Raw genomic sequence first — 20,589 nt, 5'->3', positions numbered from 1 at the left:
CCTGCACCGATCCTCGCCTAACGGGTGCACTCTACGACATCGGGATCCTCGGACCGGCGCTGTGGGGCGGGCGCGGGATGGGCTAACCTCTCATGGCTCGAGGTGTCGACTCAGGGGGAGTGGGTCCATTTCGGGATTGCCGAGCGGAATCTGGGGGGTGAACGCGCGTGAGTACCGTGCGATTCGTACGTAGGGCGCGCCGAGAGGTGCCGCGCACGCCTGGCGGCGAGCTGAGCCTGCAGGCGCCGCCTGAGATCCCGAAGATCATTCCTGGCAACCTGCTCACCAAGCTGCTGCCGGTGGTGATGGTGGTGGCGATGCTCGGCATGGTCGCCCTGATGTTCACCTCAGGCATGGCCGCCAACCCGATGTCTCTGCTGTTCCCGGTGATGATGGTCGTCTCGATGCTGGGGATGCTCGCGGGTGGGGGCGGAAAGGGCGGGGGCGCCAGGTCAGCCGAGGCGAACGAGGACCGCAAGGACTATCTGCGCTACCTCGATCAGCTACGCAGGGACGTCTACGACACCGGCGACAAGCAGCGCGCGGCGCTCGAATGGAGTCACCCGGACCCACGGTTCCTGTGGACGCTCGCGGGGACCGCGCGGATGTGGGAGCGGCGGGTCGCCGATCCGGATTACTGCCACGTTCGGGTCGGCCGAGGCAGTCAACGGCTGGCGACCCGGTTGATCGCCCCCGAGACCGGTCCGGTGGAGGATCTCGAACCGGTCGCCGCGGTGTCGCTGCGACGATTCGTGCGCACCCATTCGGTGGTCCACGAGCTGCCGACCGCGGTCTCGGTGCGTGGATTCGCCGCCATCGGAATCGACGGTGACCGGCAGGCGGCCCGGGCGATGGTGCGTTCGATGCTGGTGCAGTTGTGCACCTTCCACGGTCCCGATCAGTTGCAGATCGCGGTCGTCTGCGGTCCCGACACCGCTCCCGAGTGGGAATGGGCGAAATGGCTGCCACATTCGCAGCATCCGGAGGCGCTGGACGGGGCAGGAACCAGCCGGATGTTCTTCGGGTCGTTGATGGAGCTCGAGGCATCGCTCGGGCTGCAGCTGGCTGTGCGCAGCCGATACTCGCGCAACGCCCCGGCGACTCCGGGGGTGGCGCAGATGATCGTGGTGATCGACGGCGGGATCCTGGACGGCGAGTCCATCATCGACGGCGGCCTCGACTCGGTGACGGTGCTCGATCTCAGCGGCTACTGCCCGAAGCTGGCGGCGAGCCGGGGGATCCAGCTCGTGATGGATGGCGAATCCATCGGCGCACGAAGCGGTTCCGGGATCGAGATCTTCGCGGTCGCGGATCAGCTCAGTACTCATCAGGCGCAGACCGCGGCCAGGCGACTGGCCCCGTACCGAACGGCAACCCAGCAGGCGACCGACGCGGTCGAGGACGGTCAGCCTGTTGCGAGCTGGCACCACCTGCTCGGTATCCCGGATGTCGCCACCCTCGACCCGGAGGTGGCTTGGGCGCCGAGGACCGCGCGCGAGCGCCTGCGGGTACCGATCGGCGTCGGTATGGACGGTTCGCCGGTCGAGATCGATCTCAAGGAAGCCGCCGAGAACGGCATGGGCCCGCACGGCCTGTGCATCGGCGCAACCGGATCGGGGAAGTCGGAGTTCCTCCGCACCCTGGTGCTCGGGCTCCTGGCCACCCATTCGCCGGAATCGCTGAACCTCGTGCTCGTCGACTTCAAGGGCGGCGCCACCTTCCTCGGACTCGAGGGGGCGCCGCATGTCGCCGCGGTCATCACGAACCTCTCCGAGGAGCTCGCGATGGTGGACCGGATGAAGGACGCGCTGGCGGGTGAGATGAACCGCAGGCAGGAGCTGCTGCGTTCGGCGGGCAACTTCGCGAACGTGTCAGACTACGAGAAGGCGCGTGCCGCCGGAGCCGACCTCGCCCCGCTGCCTGCGCTCTTCATCGTGGTGGACGAGTTCTCCGAGCTGCTCAGTCAGCAGCCGGAATTCGCGGATCTGTTCGTGGCGATCGGGCGGCTCGGCCGGTCTCTGCACATGCACCTGCTGCTGGCCAGTCAGCGGCTCGAGGAGGGCAAGCTGCGCGGGCTCGACAGCCACCTCTCATATCGGATCGGCCTCAAGACGTTCTCCGCCAACGAGTCCCGCACCGTTCTCGGTGTGCCCGACGCGTACCACCTTCCCGGGACGCCGGGCTCGGGCTACCTCAAGTGTGACTCCGCCGAGATCGTCAGGTTTGCAGCGGCCTATGTCTCCGGTCCCTACCTCGGTGGACGAACCAGGGGAGCGATCGAGGCGGCCGCGTCCCCTGTCGACCTGCGCCCGCGCCCGTTCACCGCCGCACCGGTGTCCGATCTGATCATCGATGTCCCGGCCGCGCCGCCGCCGAGCGCCGCGGACACAGAGCCCGAACCGAGCGGGGCGACGGTCCTGGAGACGGTGGTGGAACGGATCCGTGGACGCGGACCCGCCGCCCACAACGTGTGGCTACCTCCGCTGGAGGACCCGCCGACCCTGGACTCGATGTTGCCGAGATCCGTTCTGGTCGAGCCGGTTTCCGCGGTCAGTACGCTGCGGGCACCGATCGGCATCGTGGATCGGCCCTACGACCAGCGGCGCGACGAGCTCGTGGTCGATCTCTCCGGGTCACAGGGCAACATGGCGATCGTCGGTGGACCGCAGTCGGGCAAGTCGACCGTGCTGCGCACCGTGATCATGTCGATGGCCCTGGTCCATTCTCCCGAGCAGGTGCAGTTCTACTGCCTCGACTTCGGTGGCGGCACCCTCGCGGGCCTGGCAGGACTCCCGCACGTCGGATCTGTCGCGAACCGCCTCGACGTGGACCGGGTGCGGCGCACCGTCGCCGAGATGAACTCCATCGTGCGTCAGCGGGAGCACCGCTTCCGGGAGCTGGGCATCGATTCGATGGCGGAGTTCCGGCGGCTGCGTTCGCTCGACCCGGCCACCGGCGGCCCTGCAGCGCTTGGCGTCTCCGAGGACCCGTTCGGCGACGTGTTCCTGGTGATCGACGGCTGGCCCAGCATCCGGCAGGACTTCGAACCCCTCGAGGCGCAGATCGGCGCACTGGCCGGTCAGGGGCTCTCGTTCGGCGTGCACGTGGTCCTCACGGCGTCCCGGTGGGGCGAGATCCGCCCGGCCCTCAAGGATCAGCTGGGCACCCGGATCGAGCTCCGCCTCGGCGACCCGTCGGATTCGGACGTGGGCAGGCCGAAGGCCTCCCGCGTGCCGGAGGGGCGACCGGGCCGCGGTATGACGCGAGAGGGGCTGCACCTGCTGACGGGCCTGCCGCGGGTGGACGGGAACCCGAGCAGTGCCGACCTCACCGCGGGCGTCGCGGATGCCGTCGCACGGATCTCGGCGGTCACCGTCGGGCGCGCCGCACCGCCGGTGCGGATGCTCCCCGAACGGTTCCCGCGCGCTGAACTGCTCGCGATGGCGGCGCCGGGTCGTCCGCCCGCGGGGGACGGCGGATGTCTCCGGTTCCCGATCGGCATCGACGAGGCCGAGTTGGCCCCGGTGTTCGTGGACTTCGCGGAGCAGCCGCACATGCTGACGTTCGCCGACAGCGCCTCGGGCAAGACCACACTGCTGCGCGGGATCTGCGCGGGCATCATGGAATCGAGCACTCCATCGCAGGCCAAGATCATCCAGATCGACTACCGGCGGACCATGTTGGGGGTCGTCGATGGAGATCATCTCGCCGGCTACGCGCCGAACTCGTCGACGGCGACCAAGTTCATGAACGAGCTCGCCTCGATCATGGAGACCCGGATGCCTGCGCCCGACATCACCCTCCAGGCGATGCGCGAGCGGAACTGGTGGACCGGCCCCGAGATCTACGTGGTGGTCGACGATTACGACCTCGTCGCCACCGCGAGCGGGAACCCGCTGACCCCGCTGCTCGAGTATCTGCCGCACGCCAACGACATCGGCCTGCACCTGGTCATCGCCCGCCGGTCCGGCGGCGCGGCCCGGGCGCTGTACGAGCCGATCATCGCGCGGTTGCGCGATCTCGTCCCCGCGGGTCTCGTGATGAGCGGAAGCCGCGACGAGGGCAACCTGATCGGCGCCATCCGTCCCAGTGAGATGCCGCCGGGCCGAGGCACTCTGGTCACCAGGGCCGGGGCGTCCCTGGTGCAGGTGGCCTGGCTCCCGCCGCTGTGACCGACGACGGGGTGCTGGCCATCCACCTCACCGAGTCGACGGTCTGGGGATGCCACGCAGGCGTCCACTTCGATTGCCCGGCAGCGGTGTACGCCGACTCCTTCGGCTTGCGGTTCGGGGAGCAGGCCTTCGCCGCGGGGATCGCCGATCCGGAGTCCTTCGAGCCGTACCCGGTCAGGTATGTCGACGACGAGTACCTCTCGCTCGGCGATCGCGTGTTCCCGATGGGGGACGTGCTGGCAGGCGTGCTGGGAAACCTGGTGGCCGGGCTCGGGGTGCGTGCCGTGCCGGATCTGGTGGTGCTCACCCACCCGGCGCACTGGGGTCGCGGTCGTCGGCGGGTCCTGGTCAAGGCCGGCCGCGGCATCGGCAAGGGGGTGCTCCTGATCAGCGTCCCGGATGCGGTGGCGCGGTGGTCGCCCGAGTCGATGCCGACCGGAAGCGCGGTACTCGAGGTCGGGTTCCTCGAGACGACGGCCTCGGTGCCGGGCGCCGACGGCGACGACTGCGTCCACCGGGGGAGCTGGGCTCGTCTGATCTGCGTGACAACCCCGACGCGGCAGGCGAGTTCGTCGCGGCGATGCGTGAACTGTGCCCCGAGCGGCCGCCGAGAATCCTCGTGACCGGCGAACTGCCGGGAACGGCTGGACTCTCGATCGTCGATGCGGTCGAGGCCGGGTGGGATCTACCGGTGGTGGCCACGACGGTCCCCGGCTCCGCCGTCGCGGCGGGTGCGCTGGCCCGCGGGCTCGACGTGGTTGTCCGGGCCCCGGCGCCGATCGAGACGATCGCGCCGGTGGTGCGCCGGTCGCGGTGGGACGGCGTCGGCCGGTGGGGCCCGCTCGTAGCGGCCGGTCTGCTCGTGGTCGCGGCGATCACCGCGGTCGTCGTCGTCGCGGGCAGCGCCGATCCCCGCGCACCGGCGGAGCAGGAGAAGGAGGTGCGGGCGCAGGCATCGGCGAACGCGGGCCGGGTGAGCCTGACCGTTCCCCGGGGGTGGCGCGAGCGCGCCGACCGCGGCGACGCCGCCCGGGTGGAGTTGGTTCCGGAGCAGGGCGCGGCGGCCCGAATCCTGGTCGTGGCGCAGGAACTGACGCCGGGCGCCGATCTCGAGGCGGTGGCGCACACCCTGCGCCGGCGCGCGGCGATGCGGCCGGAGACCTTCGCCGAGCTCGAGCGCGGTGTCGTCCACGGGCGGCCGGGACTGCTGTACCGGGAGAGACCGGACCCCGATACCGAGGTGCGGTGGTCCGTCTTCGTCGAGGACGGGCTGCAGGTCAGCATCGGCTGCCAGATCTCGCCTGATCGGTGGGGCGACCTCGCCGGTCCGTGCGAGCAGGCGGTTCGCTCGGCGGCGATCGCCGGTCGCTGACCGTGCGCCGGCTGGCGGAAATTGATCCGGATTCGATGGAACCGAACGGCCGGGCGCGCGCGTCCAACTATCTGTAGGCGCGGTCCGTCTCAGTCCAGAGGGGGCTGGAAATCCAGGACGCGGATGATTTCGAAGGAGCTGGGCATGAGCGGTCAGATGAGGACCACCACCGAAACCATGGAGACCGCGTCGCGGCACGTGGGTGACGTCAATGCGGACATCCAGGGACAGCTGTCCTCGCTCCAGGGTCGGCTCGCCGCCGTCAACGGTGCCTGGGAGGGCGCCGCCAAGGTCGCGTTCGACAACCTGATGGTCCGCTGGGACTCCAGCGCCAAGCGCCTCAACGAGTCGCTGCTCGCGATCAGCGAGAACATCAAGGCCAACGGAGTCGCGTACGCGGCGGTGCAGGACGACCACACGAGCGCCATCAACAGCGCGGGCGGCGGCCTCAACATCTGACGTCGCGCTCGGGTCGGGCCCGGGCGAGATCACCTTTTCGAACCAGACTGCTTCCGATCCACACTGTAGGAGGACCCATGAGCGGGACCATGCGTTACGACTTCGGCGCCATCGACGGCGCCCGCGCGGACATCGCCGCCACCAGCGGCAACATCAACGGCAAGCTGGGTGACCTGAAGAGCTACCTCGCTCCTCTCGTCTCCGAGTGGGAGGGCTCCGCGTCGGAGGCATACCAGGCGCAGCAGGCCAAGTGGGATTCCGCCGCCAACGAGCTGAACCAGGTCCTCGAGGCCATCGGTCGGGCCGTCGGCGCGGGCAATGACGACATGAATGCGACGAACAACAGCGCGGCCGCCAGCTGGGCCTGAGGTCGGCGCGCTGGTCGCGTTCATGCCATGAGGATTCCCCGGTGGAGGAGAGCCACCGGGGAATTCTCGTGTTCGGGGCCGGGTCATTGATTCGGGTTCGTCGGACGCGGATACTCGTAGCACCTTCGCCGAAAGGGGCAGGGGATGACGCAGACCGCAGGGGCCGACTCCGGCCCGACGGACGCCCGCCGCGCGCGGCCGCGAAGCTACCTGATGTGCCCCCCGACCTACTTCGACGTGGTCTACAGCATCAACGAATGGATGCGGCCAGACGATCCCGTCGACACCGCGTTGGCGATGTCCCAATGGGAGCATCTGGTCGACACCTATCGGCGGCTCGGACACGAGGTCCTGACGATCGAACCCGTGCCGGGACTCCCGGACATGGTCTTCGTCACCGACAGCGGGCTCGTCATCGACGGGGTCGCGCTCGGTGCGCGTTACCGAACCGAGCAGCGGGCGGCGGAGGCCGACCACGTGCTGCGATGGTTCCGCGCCAACGGACTGCTCCGGCCCAGCCGTCCCGAGTACATCAACGAGGGCGAGGGTGACCTGCTGGTGGTCGGCGACATCGTCTGCGCGGGAACCGGGTTCCGCACCGATGAGCGCGCGCACGCCGAGGTGGCCCGGCACCTGGGGCGCCGGGTGGTCACCCTGCGACTAATCGATCCCCGGTACTACCACCTCAACACGGCGCTCGGCGTGCTCGATGATCACACCGTCGCCTACCTGCCGGGGGCCTTCGCCCCCGAGAGCCTCGGTGTCCTGCAGGAGCTGTTCCCCGACGCGATCATCGCCGAGGAGGCCGACACCGAGTGGCTCGGCCTCAACCTGGTCAGCGACGGTCGCAATGTGGTGCTGCCCAGTCAGGCGCACCGGCTGGCGGACCGGCTCGCGGAGCGCGGCTACACCCCGGTCCCTGTGGACTTCTCGGAGTTCCTCAAGTCCGGCGGTGGGATCAAATGCTGCACCCTCGAACTCCGCGGGTATCGCGAACTGAAGGCGGCTCGATGAGCGCGCGGGTGCCGGTGACCGCGGGCACGCTCGCGGAACTCGCACGGGCGCGGGAGCACAGCGCACACAACTACGAACCGTTGCCGGTGGTCATCGACTCGGCGCACGGTGCATGGGCGCGCGGCATCGACGGCGTCGAGTACCTCGACATGCTCGCCGGGTACTCGGCGCTCAATTTCGGACACGGGCACCCGCGTCTCGTCGAGGTCGCCCGCGCGCAGCTCGGCACGCTCGCGCTCACCAGCCGAGCCTTCCAGCACGCGGCGTTCGCCGGATTCTGTGAGGACGTGAGCCGACTGTGCGGCAAGGAGGCGGTCCTCCCGATGAACACCGGGGCAGAGGCCGTCGAGACCGCGCTGAAACTGGCTCGGCGCTGGGGGTACGACGTCAAGGGTGTCGCCGAGGACAGCGCGGAGATCATCACCTTCGCCGGGAACTTCCACGGCCGGACCATCACCATCGTCGGGTTCTCCACCGACCCCGATGCGCACGACGGCTTCGGCCCGTACCCACCCGGGTTCCGCACCGTCGACTACGGCGACCTCGATGCGCTCGCCGCCGCGATCACCCCGAACACGGTGGCCGTCCTGATCGAACCGATCCAGGGCGAGGCCGGTGTGCTGGTCCCGCCCGCCGGTTATCTCGCCGCGGTCCGGGCGTTGTGCGACGAGCACTCGATGCTCATGCTCGCCGACGAGATCCAGAGTGGGCTCGGCCGGACCGGCGACACCTTCGCCTGCGATCACGAGAACGTCGTTCCCGACGTCTACATCCTCGGTAAGGCGCTCGGCGGCGGGCTGATCCCGGTCTCCGCCGTGGTGGCGGACCGGTCGGTGATGGAGGTGATCCGTCCCGGTCAACACGGCAGCACCTTCGGCGGGAACCCGCTCGCCTGTGCGGTCGGCAGCGAGGTGGTCCGGCTGTTGGACACGGGGGAGTTCCAGCAGCGCAGTCGTGAACTCGGCGCGCACCTGCACGGTCTGCTCGGGCAGCTGCCCGCGGACCAGGTCTCGGAGGTCCGCGGCCGCGGGTTGTGGGCAGGCGTGCAGCTGGCGGCGGGTCAGCCGGGCGCCCGGGTCATCTGCGAGCGCTTGCTCGCCCGGCGCGTGCTGGCGAAGGACGCACACGAGGGCACCATCCGGATGGCGCCGCCGCTGGTCATCGAACGCGACGAGATCACCTGGGCGGTCGAGCAGCTGGCGGACGCGCTCGGCGAGCGGTGAGCCCGACTTTGACCGGGCCCTGACCTGCGCGGTATGGTTCTACGTCGGCGTGCGGTACGGCGCGGCACTCACGTGCCCGTTGTAGTGCGGGTTCTCGGGTCTCCACTGGCCGCCGAGATCATCCGGACCACACGCTGTGGCCAGCAGCTACACGATATGACGAGGAAGTTCTGTGTCTACGTACACCCCGAAGGCCGGAGATGTGACCCGCACGTGGCACGTCATCGACGCCACTGACGTGGTGCTCGGCCGACTTGCCGTGCAGGCAGCGAACCTGCTGCGTGGCAAGCACAAGCCCACCTTTGCACCGCACGTTGACGGCGGCGACTTCGTCGTCATCATCAACGCTGACAAGGTCGCGATCAGCGGCAACAAGCGTGACGGCAAGCTCCTGTACAACCACTCGGGATACCCGGGTGGTCTGCGGTCCCGCACCGTCGGCGAGGTCCTCGAGCGGACCCCCGACCGCCTCGTGGAGAAGGCCATCGTCGGCATGCTCCCGAAGAACAAGCTCGGCAGCGCCATCGCCGGCAAGCTGAAGGTCTACGCAGGCCCGAATCACCCCCACGCCGCGCAGCAGCCGGTTCCGTTCGAGATCAAGCAGGTGGCCCAGTGACCGAGCAGAACGAGACCGCTGAGGTCGTTGTCGAGGAGACCGTGGTGGAGGAGTTCGACTCCGCGGATCAGCCCGAGATCGTCGAGGAGTTCGAGGCCGAGGCGGCCGTCGCCCCCGCAGCCCCGATCTACATCGATCGCCCGATCCAGACCGTCGGCCGTCGTAAGGAGGCGGTCGTCCGCGTCCGCCTGACCCCCGGCACCGGCGAGTTCAAGCTCAACGGCCGCACCATGGAGGATTACTTCCCCAACAAGGTGCACCAGCAGCTCATCAAGGCCCCGCTCGTCACCGTGGAGCGCACCGAGTCCTTCGACATCGTTGCCCTCCTGCACGGCGGCGGACCGTCCGGACAGGCAGGCGCCCTGCGTCTGGCCATCGCCCGCGCCCTGATCGAGGTCACCCCCGAGGATCGCCCCGCCCTCAAGAGCGCCGGCTTCCTCACCCGTGACGCCCGCGCCGTCGAGCGCAAGAAGTACGGCCTGAAGAAGGCCCGCAAGGCATCTCAGTACTCGAAGCGCTGATGTGTCGCCGATGCCGGCCCCAAGGGTCGGTATCGGCACCTGTTCACCAACAAGAGCAGGCGTCCAGCAGTACCGGACGCCTGCTCTTGTCGTAGCGAAGACAGAGGGGTCTGCTTACATGGGTCGGATGTTCGGTACGGACGGTGTGCGTGGCTTGGCGAATGCGGAGCTCGACGCCGAGTTGGCGCTGCGGATCGCGGGGGCGGCAGCCTCTGTGCTCGCGCTCTCCGAGCGGGGCGCGCCCCGACCGACCGCCGTCCTCGGACGAGACCCCCGCGCGAGCGGTGAGATGCTCGAGGCGGCTGTCACCGCCGGGCTCACCGCGGCAGGCGTCGACGTCATCAACGTCGGTGTGCTGCCAACTCCTGCCGTCGCCTTCCTCACCGGTGCCTACGACGCCGCGCTCGGCGTGATGATCTCCGCCTCGCACAACCCCATGCCGGACAACGGCATCAAGATCTTTGCGGCGGGTGGGCACAAGCTCGACGACGAGTCGGAAGACCGCATCGAGGCCGCCATCGCCGACCGCGACCTGATCCCGCGGCCGACCGGTGCCGGGATCGGTCGCGTCCGCGCCGCGGCCGACGCGGCCGAGCGGTACCTCGAGAATCTCGCTCGTGCCACCACTCACCGAGTCGACGGGTTGACCGTGGTGGTGGACTGCGCGAACGGCGCCGCGTCTACGGTTGGCCCGGAGGCCTACCGGGCGGCAGGCGCGCGGGTCATCGCGATCCATGCCGATCCCGACGGCCTGAACATCAACGACGGCTGCGGCTCCACCCACCTCGACGAGCTCAAGACCGCGGTGCTCGCGCACGGTGCGGACCTGGGCATCGCGCACGACGGGGACGCGGACAGGTGCCTGGCCGTCGATGCCACCGGCGCCGTGGTCGACGGCGACGCGATCATGAGCGTGCTCGCCCTCGCTATGCGCGAGTCCGGCGAACTGGCCCAGAACACCCTGGTCGCGACCGTGATGAGCAACCTCGGCCTGCACATTGCCATGCGTGAGGCGGGTATCGAGGTCCGCACGACGGCGGTCGGCGACCGGTATGTCCTCGAGGAGCTGCGCAACGGTTCGTTCAGCCTCGGCGGCGAGCAGTCGGGACACGTGGTGTTGCCCGGCTTCGGGACCACCGGCGACGGCGTGCTCACCGGGCTCCGCCTGATGGGCCGGATGGCCCAGACCGGCAAGTCGCTGCGCGAGCTGGCCGCGGTGATGCGCACGCTGCCGCAGGTGCTGGTCAACGTCCAGGTCACCGACAAGGCCGCGGTCGCCTGCGCACCCTCGGTGCTCGAGGCGGTCGCCGAGGCCGAGGCGATGCTCGGCGAGGCGGGCCGCGTGCTGCTCCGCCCGTCCGGCACCGAGCAGCTGGTGCGGGTGATGGTCGAGGCCACCGAGATCGAGATCGCGCAGAAGCTGGCCGACGGGCTCGCGGACCGGGTCGCCTCGGTCTAGGACGCCGCGCGTCCGCGGTCCGGGACCGGGGGTGAACCCCGAACCGTTTCGGGGGATTCGCCTCATCCTCCAAGGGGATACCCCGAGGCCGAAATCAACCCTCAGCGCGATGCGGTGTGGGCGCCGACTCCCGAATAGTGGAGGACAACGCAGCGAGCCGCTGCATCGTCCGACGAAAGGGAGCGCCATGACCACCCAGACCACCAGCCGTCGCCTCACCCGCGCCCGTACCGGGAACATCTTCGGCGGTGTCTGCGCAGGCCTTGCCGAGTATCTCGGCTGGAAGCCGTGGCTGGTGCGGGCCCTGTTCGTCGCCTCCTGCCTGCTGCCGGGTCCTCAGTTCCTCATCTACCTGGCGATGTGGATCTTCATTCCGAAGAGCGAGATCTGACCAGGTCCGACTTCTCCTCGAAGAGCACCGCCCGACACCAGTCGGGCGGTGTTCTTCGCTGCGCCTCTGTGACCCGTTGCACACGCTCGGCCCGATATGACACACTTCCGATTAGAAATAGCCATGTCACAAGCTTGGGGGCAGGGAAGGAGTCCGGATGGATCGGGAAGTCTCAGCAGAGTCGGCCACCAGTACTTTGGAGCGCGCCTCGCGGGTCCTCGATGTCTTCGACGGTGGAAGGCGCCTGAATCTGACGCAGATCGTGCTGCGGACGGGGCTGCCCCGTTCATCGGTGCACCGGATGCTCGAGCGGCTCGTGTCGTTGCGGTGGGTGATCCGGCAGGGCAACGAGTACGGACTCGGCCTACGGATGATGGAGCTCGGTTCCAGCGCCGTGCACCACGATCCGCTGCGACAGGCGGCCCTGCCCAGCCTGCAGTGGCTGCACCGGACCACCGGATGCATCGTGCACCTCGGGGTGCTCGACGGAACCGACGTGATCTACCTCGAGAAGATCGGTGGGGAGCTCGCCGCCGCGGTCACCTCGCGGGTGGGTGGCCGGCTACCCGCGTACTCGTCGGCAGTCGGCAGGGCAATGTTGGCCTCCTACGATTGCGCGATACTCAAGGCTCCTGGGCTCGTGACGGTCCGCGAGACCGGCACAGCCTACGAGCGCGAGGAGTCCCTGCGGGGGTTCGGCTGCATCGCCTCGCCCATCGGGCCGCCCGGCGGCCGCGAGGCGGTGGCCGCCGTCTCCATTTGTGCGCCCATCAACCGGGTGGTGTCGGAGGATCGACTCCGCTTTCCCGTGCGGACGGCCGCCGCCCAGATCTGGCGTGAGTACAAGGACTCGCAGAGCGGATCGGCGCGACCGCTCGTACGCAGTCACTCCGCGTCGCTGTAGGCCAAGCCCGGTCCCGGCGGGAGTCAGTCCTCTGCGACCGGGGCGTCGTCGGTGACCTCGCCGCCGCGCCAGCCGCCAGGGGCGATCGGCCGGGGCAGGTCCCACTTGTCGAACTCCTCGACGCGACTGAATTCCCTTGCCGCGGCATCGATGTCCTCGAGCAGGCCGCGGGCCAGATCGATCTCGGCCTGGAAGTAGCGCTGCGACCACCGCAAGCTCAGTGCGGTGAACGCCCATGCCGGGTCGCGATCGGACCTGACGGCCTGCGCGCCTGCTCGGTCCCGGATCTCGCAGAGGTTCTTGATGTGCTCGGTGACAAGGAATTTCAGGTGTTCCGGATCGTTCAGGTGTCCCATCCAGAGTCGGAGCACGACACCGTGCTTGAGGACCGGCAGTTCCACTGGCGCGCTGTGGGACCAGGCCCGGATCGCGCCGACGCCTGCATGGGTGATCTCGTAGACGCGACGTGCCCGGATGCCGGGTTCGCAGACGACGGTGGACCTGACCAGGTCCAGGTCCTCGAGCTTCTTGAGCTCCGAGTAGACCTGACTCAGGGACGGACCCCAGTAGAAGTACTTGACGCTCAGATCGGCCCAGCGCTTCAGGTCGTTGCCGGTGAGCTTCTCCCCGAACGTGAACATCCCCAGGACCGCCCACGCGGTCGCAGGGAGTTCGGGGTACGGCGTGGGCTCAACCACGGCTGGAGAATAGCATTCGGCGGCCGACGATCAGCTGCGCTGACGGTTCGGTATCTGCCCTGCGAGCAGCGTCTCGACGGTCGCCTCGCCGAGCTCGTCGCGCAGCCGTCGGGTGATGTCAGGGGCTCGGCGCATGTGCGCGCCACCGTCGACGGTGATGGCCGTGCCCGTGACCCAGGACGATTCCGGCCCAGCGAGGAACCGGATGGCGCCTGCGATGTCCGTTGGTACCCCGAGTCGCCCGAGGGGCGTCTGCTCGAGGAACGCGGTCGGCCGGCCGTCCGTGAAGCTGGCCGCGACCTTCGGATTGTCCGGTGAGTTCACCAGGCCCGGCCTGATGCAGTTGATCCGGATGCCGAGATGGCCGAATTCGTCTGCTGCCGTTCGGATGAGCGCCTCGAGCCCGGCCTTGCCCGCGCAATAGCCGCTCATGTACGGGAAGGTCTGGGCAGCGATGACCGACGAGGTGAACACCATCGAGCCGCCGCCGGCCTTCGCCATGGCAGGCACGCACGCCTTGATGGCGACGAACGCGCTCGTGATGTTGACCTGCAGCTCGGCGGTGAAGTCGTTGGCGTTGTTCATCAGCAGCGGCGTGGTGCTGCCGCGGCCGACGGTGCTCACGCAGATGTCCAGGCCGGCGTCCCCGCCTGCCCTTGCTACGGCGGCGGCGACGTCCTCCTCGACGAGTGAGTCGCCGGCGATGTGTTCGACCCGGGCGCCGTCGGGGGCCTGCGACGCGAGTTCCGCGGCGAAGGCGGCGATCCTCGACTCGTCACGGCTCATGATCGTCACGGACGCACCAGCCGAGACCAGGGCGCGAGCTCCCGCGCCGCCGATGCCGCCTGCGCCGCCGATGATCAGCGCCGTCTTCCCTTTCAGATCGAGCGTCATGGGTACACCTCTCCAGTGGTGGGTCCTTGCCGGGACCGCCGACGCTAGCGCCGCCCCATCTGCACGAGACGGCCGATGTCCGGTCCGCGGGAACATCGGTCGAACGCCGACCCGTGGCGAGAGTGCTCCTGTGGCAGTCGATTCGGATTCCCGCCGGTGTCGGGCGAATGACGGGTTTGTCCGCTCCGTGGGAATCCTCGCCCGGCGGGGTCGCACTGCGGCCTACCTTCCCCGGCGACAGAAGTTCGGTCAATCGACGAAGGTAGGTCTTCATGTCTCGACGCGTTACCAGGGTCGCTACCCTGCTCGTCACGAGTTCGGTGCTGTTCATGGGTTCGGCTGGCCTTGCGGCGGCCGAGCCCGTCCTTCCCCCAGCCCTCGCCGGGCTGCTCGAGTCCGGCTCCGCCGGCCTCGGAAGCTCCGCGCCTGTCGCGGATGCCCCGCGCTTGGCGAGCGTGGACAACTTCCGCGATGTCGCGGGCATCGGAACCGGTTACGCCGCGGCGCACGATCGGCACGTCGCCAAGGGGGTCTTCTTTCGCTCCAACGCGATCGCACCGCACGATGCGGACCGCGCGACCCTCGCGGGCCTCGGGCTGACCGTCGCCTACGACTTGCGAAGCGCGGGGGAGATCGCCAAGAAGCAGGACCGGCTGCCCGACGGGGTCGCGTACATGAACATCCCGATTCTCTCCGGCAACGTCAACGAGGCCGAGATCGTCGCGAACATCCACACGCCCGAGGACGCTCGCGAGTTGATGCGCACGGGCAACCGTGCGTTCGTCACCGGTGAGGTGGAGCGGGCCGGGTTCGGGAAACTGCTCACCGAGCTGGCGAACACCGATGGGCCGCAGGTGTTCCACTGCACCGCAGGCAAGGACCGCACCGGTTGGGCGTCGTACCTGCTGCTGAGCATCGCCGGGGTGGCGCAGGGGACGATCATGGACGATTACCTGCTCACCAACGAGTACGCCAAGGACTCGATCGCGGCCACGCTCGCGCACATCGAGCAGGGCCAGGGGCCTGAGATGGCCGCGAAGATCGCCCCGCTGATCGGTGTCGAGCAGAGCTACCTGCAGGCGGGCATCGACCAGCTGGTCACCTCCTACGGCACGGTCGAGAACTACCTGACGTCCGGGCTCGGGCTCAGCGCGGACACCGTGACAACGCTCCGGCACAAGCTGATCGGCTAGCCGCTCGCGCCTCCGATCGGTGGATCACGGCGTCGACGCCGGCCCTGAATGAGTCGCCCCGCCTCAGGCGGGGCCGGCGGACGCCGCGGGAGGCGAGATGACGTCGGCCGACCGTCGCGGTCTGCCTACCTACGGTTGCGTACTGATCCGCGACTCGGGCAGGCTTTTCCCCGCATCGACCACAGACCGCGGGAGAGATGACATGGGGCACTACAAGAGCAACGTGCGCGATATTGAGTTCAACCTGTTCGAGGTGCTCGGAATCGGAGAACTGCTCGACGGTGGCGCCTACGGCGACCTCGACACCGACACCGTGCGCAACATCCTCGCGGAGGTCGCGAGGCTGGCCGAGGGGCCGGTGGCAGACTCCTTCGCCGCCGCGGATCGGCATCCCGTCGAGTTCGACGCGCAGAATCACTCGATCGTGGTCCCCGAACCACTCCGCAAGACCGTCGAGGCCGTGAACGAGGCCGGCTGGTCGCGACTCGGGCTCCCCGAGGGCATGGGTGGCGTGCCCGCTCCCGCTCCGCTGGTCTGGGCCATCGGCGAGATGCTGGTCGCGGCGAACGGATCGGCGAGCTTCTTCAACATGGGGCCGCTGATGGCCAGCGTGCTCTACACCGTCGGGACCGAGCAGCAGATGCACTGGGCCAAGGCCGGATTCGAGCGCGGCTGGGCGGGCACCATGGTGCTGACCGAACCCGATGCCGGATCCGATGTCGGCGCGGGCCGGACCAAGGCGATCGCGCAGGACGACGGCACCTGGCACATCGAGGGCGTCAAGCGGTTCATCTCCGGCGGCGACGTCGGTGACACCGCCGAGAACCTCTTCCATCTGGTGCTGGCCCGTCCCGAGGGTGCGGGCCCTGGGACCAAGGGCCTGAGCCTGTTCTACGTCCCGAAGTTCCATTTCGACCCGGACACCCTCGAACTCGGTGAGCGCAACGGCGTGTACGTCACCGGCGTCGAGCACAAGATGGGCATCAAGTCGTCGCCGACCTGTGAGCTCACGTTCGGGGCCACGGACGTTCCCGCGGTCGGCTGGCTCGTCGGTGACGTACACAACGGCATCGCCCAGATGTTCCAGGTGATCGAGAACGCTCGAATGATGGTGGGTACCAAGGCCACCGGGACGCTGTCCACCGGGTACCTGAACGCTCTCGCCTACGCCAAGGAGCGCGTGCAGGGCGCGGACCTCACCGAGATGACGGACAAGACCGCACCCCGGGTGACCATCACCCACCACCCGGACGTGCGTCGCAGCCTGGCGATGCAGAAGGCGTACGCGGAGGGTCTGCGCGCGGTGTACCTCTACACCGCGGCGCACCAGAACGCCGACGTCGCCGAGTTGGTGTCCGGCGCCGACGCCGAGCTCGCGGAGCGGGTGAACGACCTGCTGCTGCCGATCGTCAAGGGTGTCGGCTCCGAGCGGGCCTATGAGCTGCTCACCGAGAGCCTGCAGACCCTCGGTGGTTCCGGCTATCTGCAGGACTACCCGATCGAGCAGTACATCCGCGATGCCAAGATCGACACCCTGTACGAGGGCACCACGGCGATCCAGGCGCAGGATTTCTTCTTCCGGAAGATCGCCCGCGACCGCGGTGTCGCCCTTGCGCACGTGTCCGGCCAGGTACGCCAGTTCATCGACAACGCCGCGGGCAACGGCCGCCTCAAGACCGAACGGGCGCTGCTCGAGAGCGCGTTGACCGACGTGCAGGAGATGGCGGGGACCCTGACCGGCTACCTGATGGCCTCCCAGCAACAGCCGACCGAGCTGTACAAGGTCGGTCTCGGCTCGGTGCGCTTCCTTTACGCCGTGGGAGACCTGCTCATCGCGTGGCGCCTGCTGGTGCAGGCGGAGGTGGCGCTAGCGGCACTCGACGGCGACGCGCCTGCCAAGGACCGGTCGTTCTATCGGGGCAAGGTCGCCGCCGCTTCGTTCTTCGCCAAGAACGTCCTGCCGCACCTGGCCGCGACGAAGGTGGTCCTCGAGACGATCGACAACGAGATCATGGAGCTGGAGGAAGAGGCGTTCTAGGGCCATCGACGGGAAGCGTGATGTCCGATCGACTGATCACCGTCTCGGCGCCGACCGATGCCGCGGTCACGATCACGATGAACCGGCCCGCGAAGAAGAACGCGCTCTCGATCGCGATGCGCGACCAGATCAGCGATGCGCTGGACGGTCTCGCGTCCGATGAGACCGTCAAGGTGGTGATCCTCACCGGAGCGGGCGACGTCTTCAGTGCGGGATTCGACCTGCGCGAGTTCGGATCCGAGGATCCGGACGTGCAGGCGGGGCTCTGGCCGTCGAGCGACCGGTTTCATCGCACGGTGCTGCAGCACCCGCTGCCGATCGTGGCCGCGGTGAACGGGCCTGCCCTGGCCGGCGGGTTCGATCTCGCGGCGATGTGCGACATCCGGATCGCGTCCGTCACCGCGCGCTTCGCCCACCCCGAGCAGGCGTTCTCCGACGTCGTCTACGGCCCGCTTCACGACCTGGTGGGTGGCGCGACGGCTCGATATCTGTGTCTGTCGGGGCGGTCGGTCGACGCGGGGGAAGCGCTGCGGCTCGGAATCGTCAGCGAGGTCGTCGCGGCGGGGGAGCTGGCCGCGGCCGCGTGGGGCCTGGCGCGCGACATCGCTCGTGCTCCGCGGGACATTCTCGTGCGGACCAAGGCCAAGGCCCTGCGTCGCGCGAGCGGACCGGCGGGTACCGCGACGCTCGAGCTGTGAGCCTGTGCCACCGGAGGGAACCGAACCGGCGTCGGCTGCGTCTGTACTCGTGACAGGTGTATTCGGCGGGGGGAGTCGCGGTGGGGGAGCGTTTCGAACTGGACGTGGCGGCGCTGCAAACCGTCGCGGCGGGGTTCGTCACCTCCGCGGCAGCGCTGGACGCGGCGGTGGCGGCGCTGCGGAGCCGTGACGAACGGTTCGCGGCTCCCGTGCGGGCCTGGGCGGAGGCGACGAGGTCGAACGCGGACCGGCTGGAGCGGACGACGACCGAGTACCTGCAGCAGGAGCGGGAGAACGTCGGGGCCGTGGGCGGGGCGGACCGGTGAACGCCGCCGCGTCGGGCGAGCTGGCGTACTTCGCCCGGTTCCTGCCGCGGCTGGGTTCCGTGACCGAGCCGACGATCGACTACGACCAGCTCGGCGAGCGGTACTTCGGACGCATCGAGTGTGATCTCGCGGCGCTGCGCGCGGACGCGGAGGTCGTCGGGGCCGCGGTCGACACGATGCGGGCGCAGTGTGACGCGCAGCGGCAGCTGATCCTCGGCCTCGCGGCCGGCTGGGAGGGTGCCGCGGCCGACTCGGCGCGGGCGGCGCTCGATACCGACCTCGGTCGTGCCCGTGCGAGCACCGAGGCCATGGCCGCCGTGCACGCGGCCCTGCTGGCGGCGGCCGACGTGATCGCGAGGGTGGTCGCCGCGAACGCCGCGGTGATGAGCGAACTCGACGCGACGCAGATCGGCGGGCGCACCCCGGCGGAGGTCGACCTGATGATCGCGCTCGCGCGGCTCGAGCCAGGCGATCACGCGTGGGGGCTGCTGCGGCAGGCCTCGGGTCTGTTCGCCGAGCTGACCCCGATGATCCCGCCCGTGGTGCGACCAGGGGCACTGGTCGGCGACCGGCTCCTCGACGTCGCCGTCGACCTCGCCTCGACGTGGTTGAGCGAGGTGTTCGTGCCGCACGTGCAGGCGCAGCTGGCCGGCGTTCTCGAGCTGTGCGACGCGACGGCGCTGGCGGTCGAGGGCGCGCACCGGATGGTCTCGGACGCAGTGGAACTCGCCGGATCCGATCCGAATGGAACCGGTCCGGTCGACGCGGTGGCCGATCCCGTCGCCGGATCCACCCCGGCGGCCCCCGGACAATCGCCCGTCGCGCCGGTGGCGGCCGGTGCACCGACGGTGACGATGGTCGTCGTCGAGACCACCGACGGCCAGACCCTGCAGCTGGTGCGGGATGACGCCGAGCCGAGAACCTACCGTGTCGAGATCGGCGCCGACGGTGAACCGTTCCTGTGCGAATGCGGTTCGCGGGCACCCGAATCCGCGCCACCGCCGGTGTCGCCTGATCTGGCCGCGGTCACGACGGATCGTCCGGTGTCCGAATCCCCGGCGTCGGAGCCCCCTGCGCCCGAATCCCCGCCCCCGGCAATGCCACCGACAATGCCGCCGGCACCGCCGCCACGGCAGGCTCGCGACGGCGGGTCGAAGGCCCCCGCATCGACCCTCGACGGGCAACCGGCAAGCCCGGCACCGGAGTCGGGGGCCGAACTGGCCGAGGCCGGCCCGCTGTGAGGGACCGGCCGACGGCCGAGTCGGTGCTCGCGGAGCATTCCGCCGCGCTGGATCGGATCCGGGTCGGCATCGCGGACGCGAACCTCGCCGCCGAGGCGCGTTCGCGTCAATTGTGTTCCGCGGCGGTGGACCGACCGGCTGCGGAGCCGGAGCCCGGCGAGGGCTATCCGGTGAGCTGGCTCGTCTGATCGGCCGCCGGCTCGACCACCAGGGAGCCGGGGAGGTGGGCGCCGGGCAGCGCAAACTGCTCGTACCGGGTCTCGCCGAGCAGGTGATAGAGCAGGTATCCGGTCAGCAGGGCGCGTGTCGTCTTCTGCGTGCGGCGCTCGGATCCGCCGAGGCCGAGTGCGCCGAGCAGCCTGCGGCCCTCGGGCAGCCCGCCTGCGGAGCCGCCGTCGACCGTCCGCAGGATCGCCTGACCGCCCCAGGCCTCGGCGATCGCGCGGGCATTGCAGTTCAGCGAGTCGATGTCCTCTTCGCCCGCGATGATCAACCCGGGACCGGCGATGCCGGCGGCGGACTTCTCGGCCGACGGCGCGGTCGGTGCGGGGAACAGTGCGGCGACGGCCGCGGCCGGGCCGTGCTGGGCGGCCGCGATCACCGCTGCGCCCGCCCCCATGCCGTGGCCTGCGTAGGCGACCCTGGTCGGGTCGACGCTGATCTTCCCCGGGCCGAGGCGCACGCCCGCACAGATGTCGACCGCGGTCCGCAGGTCCGCGGCGAGGCCGAGGTGTGAGGGGACCGGCGTGCGCTGGGTGGCGGGCGCGGCGACGACCAGGCCCCAGGACGCGAGGTGGGTGAGGGTCTGGGCGTACCGGTCGACGCCGGTCATCCAGCCGTGCGCGAACGCGACCGCAGGCAGCGAGAAGCCTTCCGCCGGTGTGTACACCACACCGGGCTGGCCCGCGAGGGAGAGGTCGCCGCGCAGCACCTTGTGCGGACCGCGCTTAGATAGCTGAGAGGCCAGGGTCTTCGGAGTCGGCGCCACGAGGATGACCGTAT

The 20,589-nt window shown here is 69.4% G+C and carries 21 protein-coding genes; 18 read left to right on the top strand and 3 right to left on the bottom strand.

Annotation, left to right across the window (positions count from 1 at the left end; genetic code table 11):
• The first annotated feature begins 167 nt into the window (after positions 1-167).
• The 12 genes from eccCa to RM1_RS03255 all read left to right on the top strand — a co-directional run bounded on the left by eccCa (position 168) and on the right by RM1_RS03255 (position 12,499).
• Positions 168-4,172, top strand: coding sequence for a type VII secretion protein EccCa (eccCa, locus tag RM1_RS03310; protein WP_072749997.1), 4,005 nt, complete (start codon positions 168-170; stop codon positions 4,170-4,172).
• A complete protein-coding gene (locus tag RM1_RS26340) occupies positions 4,169-4,795 on the top strand; it encodes an Hsp70 family protein (protein WP_072749996.1) in 627 nt (208 codons plus the stop codon). Before eccCa ends, RM1_RS26340 begins: the two co-directional genes overlap by 4 nt.
• Complete coding sequence (locus RM1_RS26335) at positions 4,792-5,544, top strand: type VII secretion-associated protein (RefSeq protein ID WP_072749995.1); 753 nt, start codon at positions 4,792-4,794, stop codon at positions 5,542-5,544. Before RM1_RS26340 ends, RM1_RS26335 begins: the two co-directional genes overlap by 4 nt.
• 144 nt (positions 5,545-5,688) lie before the next feature.
• On the top strand, positions 5,689-6,003 hold the full coding sequence (locus tag RM1_RS03295) for a WXG100 family type VII secretion target (RefSeq protein WP_027501821.1): 315 nt from the start codon (positions 5,689-5,691) through the stop codon (positions 6,001-6,003).
• A 77-nt stretch (positions 6,004-6,080) separates the two neighbouring features.
• Positions 6,081-6,371 (top strand): WXG100 family type VII secretion target, encoded by a 291-nt coding sequence (locus RM1_RS03290; RefSeq protein ID WP_027501820.1) that lies wholly within the window; start codon positions 6,081-6,083, stop codon positions 6,369-6,371.
• A gap of 144 nt (positions 6,372-6,515) precedes the next feature.
• Positions 6,516-7,385: a dimethylargininase gene (ddaH, locus tag RM1_RS03285; RefSeq protein ID WP_245815972.1), complete on the top strand. Its 870-nt coding sequence runs from the start codon at positions 6,516-6,518 to the stop codon at positions 7,383-7,385.
• Positions 7,382-8,608: an ornithine--oxo-acid transaminase gene (rocD, locus tag RM1_RS03280; protein ID WP_072749994.1), complete on the top strand. Its 1,227-nt coding sequence runs from the start codon at positions 7,382-7,384 to the stop codon at positions 8,606-8,608. Before ddaH ends, rocD begins: the two co-directional genes overlap by 4 nt.
• A 172-nt stretch (positions 8,609-8,780) precedes the next feature.
• Positions 8,781-9,224, top strand: a complete 444-nt coding sequence (gene rplM, locus RM1_RS03275) for a 50S ribosomal protein L13 (RefSeq protein WP_027501817.1) — start codon at positions 8,781-8,783, stop codon at positions 9,222-9,224.
• Complete coding sequence (rpsI, locus tag RM1_RS03270) at positions 9,221-9,745, top strand: 30S ribosomal protein S9 (RefSeq protein WP_027501816.1); 525 nt, start codon at positions 9,221-9,223, stop codon at positions 9,743-9,745. Before rplM ends, rpsI begins: the two co-directional genes overlap by 4 nt.
• Positions 9,746-9,863: 118 nt before the next feature.
• Entirely contained in the window at positions 9,864-11,204 is a 1,341-nt protein-coding gene (gene glmM, locus RM1_RS03265) for a phosphoglucosamine mutase (protein WP_072749993.1), read from the top strand.
• A 187-nt stretch (positions 11,205-11,391) separates the two neighbouring features.
• The gene (locus tag RM1_RS03260) at positions 11,392-11,595 is read left to right on the top strand and encodes a PspC domain-containing protein (protein WP_027501814.1); all 204 of its coding nucleotides are present in this window, start codon (positions 11,392-11,394) and stop codon (positions 11,593-11,595) included.
• 157 nt (positions 11,596-11,752) lie between these two features.
• Complete coding sequence (locus RM1_RS03255; RefSeq protein ID WP_083576501.1) at positions 11,753-12,499, top strand: IclR family transcriptional regulator; 747 nt, start codon at positions 11,753-11,755, stop codon at positions 12,497-12,499.
• A gap of 23 nt (positions 12,500-12,522) precedes the next feature.
• Here the strand turns inward: RM1_RS03255 and RM1_RS03250 are convergent, their stop codons facing one another.
• Together RM1_RS03250 and RM1_RS03245 are read right to left on the bottom strand one after the other, a co-directional pair.
• Positions 12,523-13,140 carry a PadR family transcriptional regulator gene (locus RM1_RS03250; protein ID WP_072750049.1) on the bottom strand — a complete coding sequence of 206 codons (618 nt, stop codon included), beginning with the start codon at positions 13,138-13,140 and terminating at the stop codon, positions 12,523-12,525.
• 87 nt (positions 13,141-13,227) lie between these two features.
• Positions 13,228-14,091 carry an SDR family NAD(P)-dependent oxidoreductase gene (locus tag RM1_RS03245; RefSeq protein WP_072749991.1) on the bottom strand — a complete coding sequence of 288 codons (864 nt, stop codon included), beginning with the start codon at positions 14,089-14,091 and terminating at the stop codon, positions 13,228-13,230.
• A gap of 272 nt (positions 14,092-14,363) precedes the next feature.
• On the opposite strand from RM1_RS03245, the gene RM1_RS03240 reads away from it, so the two are divergent.
• From RM1_RS03240 to RM1_RS03215, 6 genes are all read left to right on the top strand, one after another.
• The gene (locus tag RM1_RS03240; protein ID WP_072749990.1) at positions 14,364-15,284 is read left to right on the top strand and encodes a tyrosine-protein phosphatase; all 921 of its coding nucleotides are present in this window, start codon (positions 14,364-14,366) and stop codon (positions 15,282-15,284) included.
• Positions 15,285-15,486: 202 nt separating this feature from the next.
• Entirely contained in the window at positions 15,487-17,322 is a 1,836-nt protein-coding gene (locus RM1_RS03235) for an acyl-CoA dehydrogenase (protein ID WP_072749989.1), read from the top strand.
• 20 nt (positions 17,323-17,342) lie between these two features.
• The gene (locus RM1_RS03230) at positions 17,343-18,020 is read left to right on the top strand and encodes an enoyl-CoA hydratase/isomerase family protein (RefSeq protein ID WP_072749988.1); all 678 of its coding nucleotides are present in this window, start codon (positions 17,343-17,345) and stop codon (positions 18,018-18,020) included.
• Between the two features lie 80 nt (positions 18,021-18,100).
• Positions 18,101-18,346, top strand: a complete 246-nt coding sequence (locus RM1_RS03225) for a hypothetical protein (RefSeq protein WP_143069399.1) — start codon at positions 18,101-18,103, stop codon at positions 18,344-18,346.
• Complete coding sequence (locus RM1_RS03220; RefSeq protein WP_072749986.1) at positions 18,343-19,587, top strand: hypothetical protein; 1,245 nt, start codon at positions 18,343-18,345, stop codon at positions 19,585-19,587. Before RM1_RS03225 ends, RM1_RS03220 begins: the two co-directional genes overlap by 4 nt.
• Positions 19,584-19,775, top strand: coding sequence for a hypothetical protein (locus RM1_RS03215; RefSeq protein ID WP_072749985.1), 192 nt, complete (start codon positions 19,584-19,586; stop codon positions 19,773-19,775). The genes RM1_RS03220 and RM1_RS03215 overlap by 4 nt, the downstream gene beginning before the upstream one ends.
• Here RM1_RS03215 and RM1_RS03210 read toward each other — a convergent pair.
• On the bottom strand, positions 19,751-20,575 hold the full coding sequence (locus tag RM1_RS03210) for a poly(ethylene terephthalate) hydrolase family protein (protein ID WP_072749984.1): 825 nt from the start codon (positions 20,573-20,575) through the stop codon (positions 19,751-19,753). The two genes, RM1_RS03215 and RM1_RS03210, sit on opposite strands and share 25 nt — an antisense overlap.
• Between the last annotated feature and the right edge of the window lie 14 nt (positions 20,576-20,589).

The organism is Rhodococcus maanshanensis NBRC 100610, from assembly GCF_001894865.1.
Lineage (GTDB): Bacteria > Actinomycetota > Actinomycetes > Mycobacteriales > Mycobacteriaceae > Rhodococcus_G > Rhodococcus_G maanshanensis.
The sequence above is the reverse complement of the archived record's forward strand: the minus strand, read 5'-3'. Positions and strand labels throughout refer to the sequence as shown.